Origin of the sequence: Winogradskyella sp. PG-2 (assembly GCF_000828715.1) — a bacterium.
Lineage (GTDB): Bacteria > Bacteroidota > Bacteroidia > Flavobacteriales > Flavobacteriaceae > Winogradskyella.
The window spans coordinates 2672242-2688336 of record NZ_AP014583.1 but is presented as its reverse complement, the minus strand read 5'-3'; the positions used below and the strand labels follow the sequence as shown (position 1 = coordinate 2688336).

Sequence of the window (16095 nt, the reverse complement as noted above, 5' to 3'; positions counted from 1 at the left end):
TAATATATTTTATAATTCAGTGTTAATTAATCTTATCTGTTTATGTATAACCATCCAACTCGTGGTTCTGAGCCATCTCCTAAGTCCAGAACATAATAATATGTACCTACTGGTAACTTATCAGATTGATTAATTACTGCTCTTCCATTTGAAGTACCATCCCAGTCATTTAAATAACGATTCTTTGAGTAAACTATATTACCCCATCTATTGTACACTTCTAATTTATTATTAGTATATCTCTCTAAACAATCGATTACAAATGTCTCATTAACTCCATCACCATTTGGTGAAAACTCGTTATAGATAGTTAAGCATATTGGATCAACTATGGCATTACCTTCATCATTTCCTGGATTTACATCTGTACCACCTAAAGAACTGCTAACAAAAGCACTATTCAAATAGTCACCAAATCCAAGTACTTCCACCGTAATCTCAAGTATTTCTACTTGGTCTGGATTTAATTGGGTAATAGTCCATTCACCATCAAACTCAGAGTAAGTTCCTGCTGTTACAATATGAGACACATAAACATATCCACTTGGAATTTGTTCACTTATCACAATATTTGTTGTAGTAACATTACCAATATTCGCTGCTTCAATAGTGAAAATTACTTCATCACCTACAACTGGTGTCAACTCATTTACAACTTTAGTTACTTCTAAGTCATAGATTGAATTAACTTCAGTGATTGTAGGATCATCTGGTTCACCATCACCATTATCATCGGTATTACTATTATCATTTGGATCATCACTCGTATCAGTTATATCATCTGATGGATCACCTGTATCTCCACCTGGTGCTTCTCCGCTTACTGTAGCAGAATTTATAACAAACCCTGTATCAAGATCAGCTTGTGTAATTTGATACGTTGCTGTGAATGTTGAACTATCAGGTTGATTTGGTAAAAGAACTGCAATTGGACCGCCCATTAAGTTAATACCAGGTAAAGTATCTTGTATTTGAACATTAGTTAATGTTACATTACCTGTGTTAGTTACGGTAAAAGCATATGTAATAAAATCATCAATACTTCCTGCAATGCCATCACCATTAGTATCTTCTAGTGGAAGTGCTGTTTTTATCAAACTTATACTCGGGTTAGAAACAATAACAATCTCTGTTGGATCATCCTCTGTGTTACCATCTGTATCATCGTCATCATCACTCGTGTCATCGACATTAGTATTCATTGGACTATCACCATCTGCTAATACACTGTTACTAAACCCTCCTGCATCTACTGCATCTTGCTCAATAACATAAGTCGCTGTATAAGTCGCTATCTCTCCTACTCGTAAAGTACCATCTACACCACCTACTTGGTTAGTGCTTACAAACGTTGGACCTGTAGCTAAGGTTAAAGTATTTCCATTAGCATCCTCAAACGTATCTACAATACCAACACCATCTAAGGTTACATTTCCTGTATTTGCTACAGTAATTGTATAAGTGACTGTATCCCCTAAACTCGCACCAGCTGGCGCTACATCATTAGTAATCGCTACAGTCTTAACGGCTTCGATACTTGGATCTTCTGATATTGTTGTTTCTGTTGGATCATCATCCGTATTACCATCTAAATCATCGTCATCATCACTCGTGTCATCGACATTAGTATTCATTGGACTATCACCATCTGCTAATACACTGTTACTAAACCCTCCTGCATCTACTGCATCTTGCTCAATAACATAAGTCGCTGTATAAGTCGCTATCTCTCCTACTCGTAAAGTACCATCTACACCACCTACTTGGTTAGTGCTTACAAACGTTGGACCTGTAGCTAAGGTTAAAGCATTTCCATTAGCATCCTCAAACGTATCTACAATACCAACACCATCTAAGGTTACATTTCCTGTATTTGCTACAGTAATTGTATAAGTGACTGTATCCCCTAAACTCGCACCAGCTGGCGCTACATCATTAGTAATCGCTACAGTCTTAACGGCTTCGATACTTGGATCTTCTGATATTGTTGTTTCTGTTGGATCATCATCCGTATTACCATCTAAATCATCGTCATCATCACTCGTGTCATCGACATTAGCATCCATTGGACTGTCACCATCTGCTAATACACTATTACTAAACCCTCCTGCATCTACTGCATCTTGCTCAATAACATAAGTCGCTGTATAAGTCGCTATCTCTCCTACTCGTAAAGTACCATCTACACCACCTACTTGGTTAGTGCTTACAAACGTTGGACCTGTAGCTAAGGTTAAAGTATTTCCATTAGCATCCTCAAACGTATCTACAATACCAACACCATCTAAGGTTACATTTCCTGTATTTGCTACAGTAATTGTATAAGTGACTGTATCCCCTAAACTTACACCTACTGGTGCAACATCATTAGTAATCGCTACAGTCTTGACGGCTTCGATACTTGGATCTTCTAAGATTACTGTTACCGTTGGATCATCCTCTGTGTTACCATCTGTATCATCGTCATCATCACTCGTGTCATCGACATTAGTATTCATTGGACTATCACCATCTGCTAATACACTATTACTAAAGCCTCCTGCATCTACTGCATCTTGAGCTACTACATATGTCGCTGTATAAGTCGCTACTTCACCAACTAATAAATCACCTTCTAAACTACCTAAACTTGACGGCCCTTGGAAGGTCGGTCCTGAAGTTAAAGTCAGTGCATTTCCATCACCATCTAAAAACGTATCTACAATACCAACACCATCTAAGGTTACATTTCCTGTGTTAGTAACTGTTATTGTATAAGTCATCGTATCCCCTAAACTTACACCTACTGGTGCAACATCATTCGTAATCGCTACAGTCTTAACGGCTTCAATACTTGAATCTTCTCCTATAGTCGTTACCGTTGGATCATCCTCTGTGTTACCATCTGTATCATCGTCATCATCACTCGTGTCATCGACATTAGTATCCATTGGACTGTCACCATCTGCTAATACACTATTACTAAAGCCTCCTGCATCTACTGCATCTTGAGCTACTACATATGTCGCTGTATAAGTCGCTACTTCACCAACTAATAAATCACCTTCTAAACTACCTAAACTTGACGGCCCTTGGAAGGTCGGTCCTGAAGTTAAAGTCAGTGCATTTCCATCACCATCTAAAAACGTATCTACAATACCAACACCATCTAAGGTTACATTTCCTGTGTTAGTAACTGTTATTGTATAAGTCATCGTATCCCCTAAACTTACACCTACTGGTGCAACATCATTCGTAATCGCTACAGTCTTGACGGCTTCGATACTTGGATCTTCTAAGATTACTGTTACCGTTGGATCATCCTCTGTGTTACCATCTGTATCATCGTCATCATCACTCGTGTCATCGACATTAGTATTCATTGGACTATCACCATCTGCTAATACACTATTACTAAAGCCTCCTGCATCTACTGCATCTTGAGCTACTACATATGTCGCTGTATAAGTCGCTACTTCACCAACTAATAAATCACCTTCTAAACTACCTAAACTTGATGGACCTTGGAAGGTCGGTCCTGAAGTTAAAGTCAGTGCATTTCCATCACCATCTAAAAACGTATCTACAATACCAACACCATCTAAGGTTACATTTCCTGTGTTAGTAACTGTTATTGTATAAGTCATCGTATCCCCTAAACTTACACCTACTGGTGCAACATCATTCGTAATCGCTACAGTCTTAACGGCTTCGATACTTGGATCTTCTAAGATTACTGTTACCGTTGGATCATCCTCTGTGTTACCATCTGTATCATCGTCATCATCACTCGTGTCATCGACATTAGTATCCATTGGACTGTCACCATCTGCTAATACACTATTACTAAAGCCTCCTGCATCTACTGCATCTTGAGCTACTACATATGTCGTTGTATAAGTCGCTACTTCACCAACTAATAAATCACCTTCTAAACTACCTAAACTTGATGGCCCTTGGAAGGTCGGTCCTGAAGTTAAAGTCAGTGCATTTCCATCACCATCTAAAAACGTATCTACAATACCAACACCATCTAATGTTACATTTCCTGTGTTAGTAACTGTTATTGTATAAGTCATCGTATCCCCTAAACTTACACCTACTGGTGCAACATCATTCGTAATCGCTACAGTCTTAACGGCTTCAATACTTGAACCTTCTCCTATAGTCGTTACCGTTGGATCATCATCCGTATTACCATCTAAATCATCGTCATCATCACTCGTGTCATCGACATTAGTATCCATTGGACTGTCACCATCTGCTAATACACTGTTACTAAACCCTCCTGCATCTACTGCATCTTGAGCTACTACATATGTCGCTGTATAAGTCGCTACTTCACCAACTAATAAATCACCTTCTAAACTACCTAAACTTGATGGCCCTTGGAAGGTCGGTCCTGAAGTTAAAGTCAGTGCATTTCCATCACCATCTAAAAACGTATCTACAATACCAACACCATCTAATGTTACATTTCCTGTGTTAGTAACTGTTATTGTATAAGTCATCGTATCCCCTAAACTTACACCTACTGGTGCAACATCATTCGTAATCGCTACAGTCTTCACGGCTTCAATACTTGAATCTTCTCCTATAGTCGTTACCGTTGGATCATCCTCTGTGTTACCATCTGTATCATCGTCATCATCACTCGTGTCATCTACATTAGTATCCATTGGACTATCACCATCTGCTAATACACTGTTACTAAACCCTCCTGCATCTACTGCATCTTGCTCAATAACATAAGTCGCTGTATAAGTCGCTATCTCTCCTACTCGTAAAGTACCATCTACACCACCTACTTGGTTAGTGCTTACAAACGTTGGACCTGTAGCTAAGGTTAAAGTATTTCCATTAGCATCCTCAAACGTATCTACAATACCAACACCATCTAAGGTTACATTTCCTGTATTTGCTACAGTAATTGTATAAGTGACTGTATCCCCTAAACTCGCACCAGCTGGCGCTACATCATTAGTAATCGCTACAGTCTTAACGGCTTCGATACTTGGATCTTCTGATATTGTTGTTTCTGTTGGATCATCATCCGTATTACCATCTAAATCATCGTCATCATCACTCGTGTCATCGACATTAGTATTCATTGGACTATCACCATCTGCTAATACACTGTTACTAAACCCTCCTGCATCTACTGCATCTTGCTCAATAACATAAGTCGCTGTATAAGTCGCTATCTCTCCTACTCGTAAAGTACCATCTACACCACCTACTTGGTTAGTGCTTACAAACGTTGGACCTGTAGCTAAGGTTAAAGTATTTCCATTAGCATCCTCAAACGTATCTACAATACCAACACCATCTAAGGTTACATTTCCTGTATTTGCTACAGTAATTGTATAAGTGACTGTATCCCCTAAACTCGCACCAGCTGGCGCTACATCATTAGTAATCGCTACAGTCTTAACGGCTTCGATACTTGGATCTTCTGATATTGTTGTTTCTGTTGGATCATCATCCGTATTACCATCTAAATCATCGTCATCATCACTCGTGTCATCGACATTAGTATTCATTGGACTATCACCATCTGCTAATACACTGTTACTAAACCCTCCTGCATCTACTGCATCTTGCTCAATAACATAAGTCGCTGTATAAGTCGCTATCTCTCCTACTCGTAAAGTACCATCTACACCACCTACTTGGTTAGTGCTTACAAACGTTGGACCTGTAGCTAAGGTTAAAGTATTTCCATTAGCATCCTCAAACGTATCTACAATACCAACACCATCTAAGGTTACATTTCCTGTATTTGCTACAGTAATTGTATAAGTGACTGTATCCCCTAAACTCGCACCAGCTGGCGCTACATCATTAGTAATCGCTACAGTCTTAACGGCTTCGATACTTGGATCTTCTAAGATTACTGTTACCGTTGGATCATCATCCGTATTACCATCTAAATCATCGTCATCATCACTCGTGTCATCGACATTAGTATCCATTGGACTATCACCATCTGCTAATACACTGTTACTAAACCCTCCTGCATCTACTGCATCTTGCTCAATAACATAAGTCGCTGTATAAGTCGCTATCTCTCCTACTCGTAAAGTACCATCTACACCACCTACTTGGTTAGTGCTTACAAACGTTGGACCTGTAGCTAAGGTTAAAGCATTTCCATTAGCATCCTCAAACGTATCTACAATACCAACACCATCTAAGATTATATTTCCTGTATTTGCTACAGTAATTGTATAAGTGACTGTATCCCCTAAACTCGCACCAGCTGGCGCTACATCATTAGTAATCGCTACAGTCTTAACGGCTTCGATACTTGGATCTTCTGATATTGTTGTTTCTGTTGGATCATCCTCCGTATTACCATCTAAATCATCGTCATCATCACTCGTGTCATCGACATTAGTATTCATTGGACTATCACCATCTGCTAATACACTGTTACTAAACCCTCCTGCATCTACTGCATCTTGCTCAATAACATATGTCGCTGTATAAGTCGCTATCTCTCCTACTCGTAAAGTACCATCTACACCACCTACTTGGTTAGTGCTTACAAACGTTGGACCTGTAGCTAAGGTTAAAGCATTTCCATTAGCATCCTCAAACGTATCTACAATACCAACACCATCTAAGACTATATTTCCTGTATTTGCTACAGTAATTGCATAAGTGACTGTATCCCCTAAACTCGCACCAGCTGGCGCTACATCATTAGTAATCGCTACAGTCTTAACGGCTTCGATACTTGGATCTTCTCCTATTGTTGTTTCTGTTGGATCATCATCCGTATTACCATCTAAATCATCGTCATCATCACTCGTGTCATCGACATTAGTATCCATTGGACTGTCACCATCTGCTAATACACTGTTACTAAACCCTCCTGCATCTACTGCATCTTGCTCAATAACATAAGTCGCTGTATAAGTCGCTATCTCTCCTACTCGTAAAGTACCATCTACACCACCTACTTGGTTAGTGCTTACAAACGTTGGACCTGTAGCTAAGGTTAAAGTATTTCCATTAGCATCCTCAAACGTATCTACAATACCAACACCATCTAAGGTTACATTTCCTGTATTTGCTACAGTAATTGTATAAGTGACTGTATCCCCTAAACTCGCACCAGCTGGCGCTACATCATTAGTAATCGCTACAGTCTTAACGGCTTCGATACTTGGATCTTCTAAGATTACTGTTACCGTTGGATCATCATCCGTATTACCATCTAAATCATCGTCATCATCACTCGTGTCATCGACATTAGTATTCATTGGACTATCACCATCTGCTAATACACTGTTACTAAACCCTCCTGCATCTACTGCATCTTGCTCAATAACATAAGTCGCTGTATAAGTCGCTATCTCTCCTACTCGTAAAGTACCATCTACACCACCTACTTGGTTAGTGCTTACAAACGTTGGACCTGTAGCTAAGGTTAAAGCATTTCCATTAGCATCCTCAAACGTATCTACAATACCAACACCATCTAAGGTTACATTTCCTGTATTTGCTACAGTAATTGTATAAGTGACTGTATCCCCTAAACTCGCACCAGCTGGCGCTACATCATTAGTAATCGCTACAGTCTTAACGGCTTCGATACTTGGATCTTCTGATATTGTTGTTTCTGTTGGATCATCATCCGTATTACCATCTAAATCATCGTCATCATCACTCGTGTCATCGACATTAGTATCCATTGGACTGTCACCATCTGCTAATACACTGTTACTAAACCCTCCTGCATCTACTGCATCTTGCTCAATAACATAAGTCGCTGTATAAGTCGCTATCTCTCCTACTCGTAAAGTACCATCTACACCACCTACTTGGTTAGTGCTTACAAACGTTGGACCTGTAGCTAAGGTTAAAGTATTTCCATTAGCATCCTCAAACGTATCTACAATACCAACACCATCTAAGGTTACATTTCCTGTATTTGCTACAGTAATTGTATAAGTGACTGTATCCCCTAAACTCGCACCAGCTGGCGCTACATCATTAGTAATCGCTACAGTCTTAACGGCTTCGATACTTGGATCTTCTGATATTGTTGTTTCTGTTGGATCATCATCCGTATTACCATCTAAATCATCGTCATCATCACTCGTGTCATCGACATTAGTATTCATTGGACTATCACCATCTGCTAATACACTGTTACTAAACCCTCCTGCATCTACTGCATCTTGCTCAATAACATAAGTCGCTGTATAAGTCGCTATCTCCCCTACTCGTAAAGTACCATCTACACCACCTACTTGGTTAGTGCTTACAAACGTTGGACCTGTAGCTAAGGTTAAAGTATTTCCATTAGCATCCTCAAACGTATCTACAATACCAACACCATCTAAGGTTACATTTCCTGTATTTGCTACAGTAATTGTATAAGTGACTGTATCCCCTAAACTCGCACCAGCTGGCGCTACATCATTAGTAATCGCTACAGTCTTAACGGCTTCGATACTTGGATCTTCTGATATTGTTGTTTCTGTTGGATCATCATCCGTATTACCATCTAAATCATCGTCATCATCACTCGTGTCATCGACATTAGTATCCATTGGACTATCACCATCTGCTAATACACTGTTACTAAAGCCTCCTGCATCTACTGCATCTTGCTCAATAACATAAGTCGCTGTATAAGTCGCTATCTCCCCTACTCGTAAAGTACCATCTACACCACCTACTTGGTTAGTGCTTACAAACGTTGGACCTGTAGCTAAGGTTAAAGTATTTCCATTAGCATCCTCAAACGTATCTACAATACCAACACCATCTAAGGTTACATTTCCTGTATTTGCTACAGTAATTGTATAAGTGACTGTATCCCCTAAACTCGCACCAGCTGGCGCTACATCATTAGTAATCGCTACAGTCTTGACTGCTTCGATACTTGGACAATCTAAACCATCTAAAGTAATTGGGTTGTTAGACACTGCCAAACATGTTATTGTTGATTGATATCTTACAGCTGGTGTATAAGTTCCTGGTATTAAATTGTTGAATACATTTGACGTCTGCCATGGACCTGCGGCACCATTAACGCTATACTCTATTGTTCCACCACCATTATCTGTAGCATCAATTGTTATTGAGCCCTCATTAGATGGACACGTTGGCTGTACTGCAGACGTTGTCGGTTCTATTGTCGGTGGAGGTGTTAAGAAAGACGGATCATAAAAAATAAAAGCTTTCCCATCACCACCATCTCCAACACTACTTGATCTATAAGTAATTCTAAAGCCATGAATATCATTACCAGATCCTACAAATGCAGTTAAAGGATAAATATTTGCAAATATGTTTTGACCAGGCACAGTAGTAGTAATTCCTGTATCTATATAGTTTGGTATAAATGCTGTCCTTACTGATCCTGTAGGATCTCCTGCAGCATCTAAGGCTTGAACTTCGTACGTGTTATTACCATCACGTTCCGTCATAACAAGGTATCTATTCGATGCGGCACTAATTGGTGCATCATAATAAATCTCAGTGAAATCAGCAGGATCAATACTGTTATTTGTCGATAAGTAGTTTGTTAAATCTCTATCTGAAAATGTTGCTAATAATGCTGGATCAAATACTCCTGGACCATCATCAATTGTAGGACCTGCTGTTACACCGTCTAAAATATACTGATTTAATGCATCCTCATTTGTGAATCCATAACTTACTGCTGTAGGTATGTAATACTCCGTAAATGGATTTGGCTCTCCTGCTACTGATATAGAATTCAAAATAGCACCTGAAGCTGGACCAGTTCCCGTAATATCAAAAGTTACACCTGTTGTTATAGCTGTCGTTGGATTTCCTGTTGGAATTATATCTGGACATGCATCATCACTACACTCAAATGGGGCCGTTAATACATTTGTGTTAGTAAATGTACATGCGCCATCAGCCGAAAATGTTGCTGTTAAATCTATAATTCTGCCATCTGCTGGCAACACAACATCCACAAAAGTATGTGGTGATGTTAAACCAATTATTGAAACTGATGCTGTACCATCACCAGTTAAATCTAAAGTTCCAGAACCTGGCTTACTGGTAAAAACAACAGTTATATCAGCTGTAAAAGTATCATCTATTATATTAGATGTAGTACCGTTATCATTACATGCATCGATATTAGACGAAGATATACTCGTGATATCACAAATACATACTGATATCAAATCATCAATTACAGAAGCGTTTGTCCCTAGAGTATAATCAACTCCTGTTTCGGTAACTAAACCATTTGTTGGATTTACTGTAGCTGGATCGATAGTGCCAAATTGACCTCCGTCACTACCATCTGCATTAGCATTATTGTACGCCTCATTTGCATCACTACATCCATCTCCATCACTATCTGTATTTTGAAAATCGAAACTTCCATCAATACCTGTATCTATTGGTGTTGTAGCTTCAGCATCATCATCTGCTCCATTTGTATCTAAATCTGTAAAGCCTGCATCATTAGTATCAACCACACCATCATTATTTGTATCTAATGCTGTATTACCTGCTTCATCAACATCATAAATACCATCATTATCGCTATCTAAATCAAGGTAATCTGGTATTAAATCACCATCTGTATCAGTTGGGTTAGTCAAAGGGTCATTATCTAAATCTAAATTTTCATCTTCAACGGTATCTAAAATACCATCATTGTCATTATCTACATCTCCTGAATCATATATACCATCACAATCAATATCGTTCTCAGAAATACTAGATGTATTATTACTAAGATCAGTATCTGTCTGAGACAAATTCGTAATTTGAGCATTATATGACAATGGCAATGTTATCGAAGACACTGACGTTTGTAGAGTTAAAATTACACTCTCACCTGCTTGTAAGCCAAAAATCACCCATTCATTTAAAATCGTATCATAAGTAGCTGATCCAGAACCAGATGAAAAAACCGCAGTACTATTTGCATAACTTAATCCTGAAGGTAATGGTGCTTCTACGACAAAACCATTATTATCATTACCACTAGCATTTGTAACCGTAGAAACTAAATCTACTACAGTAGTTGCACACAAACTTGTTGAAGACAGTATACTCGTGGTTATATTTAAATCTACAGAAGAACCAAAACCTAAAGTATCAGAATTATATGCTGTAAAAGCAATATCAGTACCACCAGATGTACTATGAACAAATCCTACTATTTGTGGTGAATTTACTACTGTAATTCCAAAATCACTCAATAAAAATGATAAAACTCTATAATCTCTGAAGGTATTTACGCCAAATGCGCTATCTACCGAACCTGTATTAGTATTTACACGGTAAATGGTCCAATCTACACCTGCCACAACAGGAGTAGATGAAAAATCTACAACAACTGAATTACCTACAGTATTACCAAGGTTATCTACAAATCTAAATGTATCGCTGCTACTTCCAGGCGCCCCTGTTTGATTTACAATTATATCTGGTATATTATCATTAATGTTTGCTGTTGAAAGTACTGTTAAATCATCATACTCAATATCTTGAGCATTAATGTTGAAAAAATTAGTACTCATTTCTAAACCATTAGTTCCATCCTTAACAAAATTAGTAGGTACTATTGGCGAGAAACTGTTAATGTAATCTGTAGGGAGATTAGTTTGATTTACACCACCCCAATTATAAGCTACCCCTAACAATTCCAGTGTATTATAATTAATTACACCTGGTATAGGAAAAGCAAAAAAGTTAGCAGCTGTAAATGTTATGCCATTGGAGGTTAAAACCGAATCATCAACCCCAGTTGAATAGGTTACTCCGTCCGCTGTAAAGCCTAGTAGGTTATTTGAATCTGTTGCTGTAAGAGGTGTAACAGTTGAAGATGTAAAAAAACCTCCTTGATCACCATATATTGTTGTTACTTCCTCTTGGGCACTCATCATTAGAAATGATAAGAAAAAACCATATACTAAATAGGCTTTTATATCTAATTGAAATAAATTATTTAACACTCGATATTTAAGCAAATTATAAATAGTGTTCTTTTTGACAGAGAATCGCGTAGAGATTTTCATAGTATTATATAGTTGATGTATAATTCAAATTTACATATAAACGATAATTATTCTTATCGATAAAGTGCAAATATATTCGTTAAAGTGTAAAAAACAAATTTTTTGTAAGATTATTCAATGTCAATTATAGAATATCTTATAAACACAATCTACATTGTAAGACACCTTGAAGTGTCTTAATGTCACATTAAAAATTTAAAAATAATCAGACTTAATACTATATTGTGAAGAGATTTGCTATTAATCAACCACAAAAAACAATAAGAAAACTAGTCTTAAAATTTTCTTAATGTAAAAATACGAAAAAGATTAATATGTATGTATTTACTATCAAAATTGATAACTTTAAATTTTATAACATACTATTGAATTAAATCTATTAATACTCTTGAACTCATTATATTTGCAATCGCTTAATAATTATGCTTCATGAGTTTTTTAAAAGAAATAGAAAGACGACGCACTTTTGGTATTATATCTCACCCAGATGCTGGTAAAACAACATTAACCGAAAAACTACTTTTATTTGGTGGTGCAATACAAGAGGCTGGAGCAGTAAAAAGCAATAAAATTAAAAAAGGTGCCACCAGTGACTTTATGGAAATAGAACGTCAACGTGGAATTTCCGTTGCCACTTCTGTTTTAGCTTTTGAATATAATGGTATTAAAATTAATATTTTAGATACTCCAGGTCACAAAGATTTTGCTGAAGACACATTTAGAACTTTAACTGCTGTAGATAGCGTTATTGTTGTTATAGACGTTGCGAAAGGTGTAGAGGAGCAAACTGAAAAATTAGTTGAAGTTTGTAGAATGCGTAACATTCCAATGATAGTTTTTATAAATAAACTTGATCGTGAAGGTAAAGATGCTTTTGATCTTTTAGATGAAGTAGAACAAAAGTTAGGTCTGAAAGTTACACCTCTGAGTTTTCCAATTGGTATGGGTTATGACTTTAAAGGTATATATAATCTATGGGAAAAGAACGTGAATCTTTTTAGTGGCGATAGTAAAAAGGATATTAATGATACCATAGAGATTAATGATCTAACCTCTTCAAAATTAAATGATTTAATTGGAGATATCGCTGCCCAAACACTAAGAGATGAAATAGAACTTGTAGAGGGTATTTATCCTGAATTTATCAAGGAAGACTATTTAAACGGTGACTTACAACCTGTATTTTTTGGTTCAGCTTTAAATAATTTTGGTGTTAGAGAATTACTTGATTGCTTTGTTGAAATTGCACCTAAACCAAGAGCAAAACAAAGTGAAGAGCGTTTAGTTAGGCCCGATGAAGAAAAGTTTACTGGATTTGTATTTAAAATACATGCAAATATGGATCCAAATCATAGAAATAGATTAGCTTTTATAAAAATTGTATCTGGTGAATTTAAACGAAATACTCCCTACCTCCATGTAAGGCATAACAAAAAACTAAAATTCTCTAGTCCAAATGCATTTTTTGCCGAAAAGAAGGAAATTGTAGATATTTCTTATCCAGGAGATATTGTTGGGCTTCAAGATACAGGAAACTTTAAAATTGGTGATACGTTGACTGAAGGTGAAATTATAAATTATAAAGGAGTACCTAGCTTTTCACCAGAACACTTTAGATACATCAATAACGCAGACCCAATGAAGGCTAAGCAACTATACAAGGGTATAGACCAGCTAATGGATGAAGGTGTAGCACAATTATTCACTTTAGATCTTAATGGTCGAAAAGTTATTGGTACTGTTGGGGCGCTTCAATATGAAGTGATTCAATATCGATTAGAGCATGAATATGGTGCAAAGTGTACTTATGAAAATTTAAACGTACACAAAGCTTGTTGGATACATACGGATAATGAAAAGAGTGATGAATTTAAAGAATTCTTGAGAGTTAAACAACGTTTTTTAGCAAGAGACAAACAAAATCAACTGGTATTTTTAGCAGACTCTATGTTTTCTTTACAAATGTCTCAACAAAAATATCCTAGTATTACATTTCATATGACTTCAGAATTTTAAAACTGTTCATAACCTCTTAATAAATAGAATCTAATTAGGACACAATCCAAAGGTAATTAGATATTTTTATAGAATATATTATTATTTTATGGTTAATTCCTGCAGGGTCTTATTAATAGCATTTTTTATCTCTTTCTCATTGAACAGTCAGAATGAGACGATTGAACACACTGTAAAAAGAGGTGAAAATGTATATCGATTATCACTAAAATACAATACAACTATTGACGCAATTTACAAGTTAAATCCTAATTCTAGAATTATTATTAAAATTGGTGAAATTCTTTCTATACCGACAGGCAATGAGGCTAGCTACAAAAACAATGACTCAATCGATTCAAATTTATATGTTGTCAAAAAAAGGGGAAACTAAATTTGGAATATCTAGAAAATTTGGAATTTCGATAAATCAGCTTGAAAACTCTAATCCTATTATAAAAAATGGATTACAGGCTGGACATAAATTAAAACTTCCATCTAACAGTATCACTGAAGAAAAATCAATAAACAATAACGGACATAAGGTTAAAAAGGGAGAAACATTATGGAGTATTTCTAAACTATATAATTTACCATTACAAAATTTAAGAGCACTCAATCCCTATGTTAAAGGTAATATAATTTACATTAACCAAACTTTGAATATAAGCGATAAAAAAGAGAATCTAGTAAAAAACGATAGTACTTACATTATTCAAAAAGGCGATACAAAATTTAGCCTATCTAAAAAATTTAATATATCTATATCAGAATTAGAAGAAATAAACCCGAAAATAATTAATACTCTAATAGCAGGAGATAAAATTTCTCTAATCAAGAATACAAAAAATTATAATTCTGAAGAAACACCAATAAACATTAGTGATAATGACAGTAGTTTAATGAAAGGAAATAATTGGTATATAATTAAACCTAAAGAAACACTTTTTAGTCTATCAAAAAAAACTAATCTATCTTATTTTAAATTAATTGAATTAAATCCAAATTTAAAAAATGGCGTTATAGCAGGTGATAGTATTAAAATTAAGTCAACAATAGGAATAACAACAAACGATTCTAAAAAAACGACTAACAAAATCATTTTTAGCGCAAATATAGATTGGAGACAATCTAATATTAGTAGTAAGAATCAAAAAAAATCAATATCATATTTTCAGGGATTGAACAAAGCTTTAAATACTTTATCAACCGAAAATCCAAATCTAAACATCACAATTAATTCAGATAACAACAATAATTCTTATCAAATACAACCAATTGTGAATTTTGAAAATTCATTGGATACTGAAGATTATGGTAAATATACTATTAGTTACACTGAAGGAGATGAAATAAAAGAAATCAATTTAAATACATTACCTACTAAATCTATATTAAGATATAAAATGCTGTCTTTTCTAAATTCCGAAAATGCAAATATTATTTGTTTACATAACGATAAAAATATAAACAATATTAGGGTCATTCAACAAATGATACCTAATATTAATATGATTAAGCTGAACAGAAAAAACACTTTTAAATCAAATGAACTTGTAAATTCTTTAGATAAGAATAGAAAAAATTATGTTTTAATAGAGAGTAATAAAACTGGTGTTTTCTTAAGTGCTTCAAACACTTTACTCAGAGAGATTAGTAACTATGATATTCAATTGGCCGTGTTGGATTACAAAAATATTCCTGATGAATCTGAAGTTTCTTCGAATAGATTCAAAGTTTTAAAAATGATATATCCTATGGCTTTTAGCCCTAGCTCGACACCAAGTATTGATACAATAAAAGATATCTCTTATTCCATCACTTATGATGTATTAAATAGATTAATAAATAATGGAATAATGGGTTTTAATGACAAAGAATCAGAAATTTCTGGAGTTTATTTTAAGTATAATTCAGATGGAAATTCAATAAAAAATGAAGCTGTTTCAATTTATATATATGATGAAAAATCTAATACTAAACGTATTATAACTTACTAGATGAAATACTTATTTTAAGGTCAAAAAAAGAAAAACTTAAAAAAGCTACTTTTTATCTGAAAAAATAATCTTTTTGTCGAAATATT

At 35.6% G+C, this 16095-nt stretch carries 3 protein-coding genes; 2 read left to right on the top strand and 1 reads right to left on the bottom strand.

Annotated features, from left to right (window positions below; genetic code table 11):
- Positions 1-32: 32 nt before the first annotated feature.
- The gene (locus WPG_RS18075; protein ID WP_045472930.1) at positions 33-11951 is read right to left on the bottom strand and encodes a T9SS C-terminal target domain-containing protein; all 11919 of its coding nucleotides are present in this window, start codon (positions 11949-11951) and stop codon (positions 33-35) included.
- 492 nt (positions 11952-12443) lie between these two features.
- On the opposite strand from WPG_RS18075, the gene WPG_RS11970 reads away from it, so the two are divergent.
- Positions 12444-14030, top strand: coding sequence for a peptide chain release factor 3 (locus WPG_RS11970; RefSeq protein ID WP_045472927.1), 1587 nt, complete (start codon positions 12444-12446; stop codon positions 14028-14030).
- Between the two features lie 302 nt (positions 14031-14332).
- The gene (locus tag WPG_RS11960; protein WP_084221576.1) at positions 14333-16009 is read left to right on the top strand and encodes a LysM peptidoglycan-binding domain-containing protein; all 1677 of its coding nucleotides are present in this window, start codon (positions 14333-14335) and stop codon (positions 16007-16009) included.
- Positions 16010-16095 lie beyond the last annotated feature (86 nt).

What these genes read in the sequence shown, in the direction of transcription:
- WPG_RS11970 (WP_045472927.1), top strand. Translation starts at nt 12,444, where the DNA reads ATGAGTTTTTTAAAAGAAATAGAAAGACGACGCACTTTTGGTATTATA.
- WPG_RS11960 (WP_084221576.1), top strand. Translation starts at nt 14,333, where the DNA reads ATGAGGCTAGCTACAAAAACAATGACTCAATCGATTCAAATTTATATG.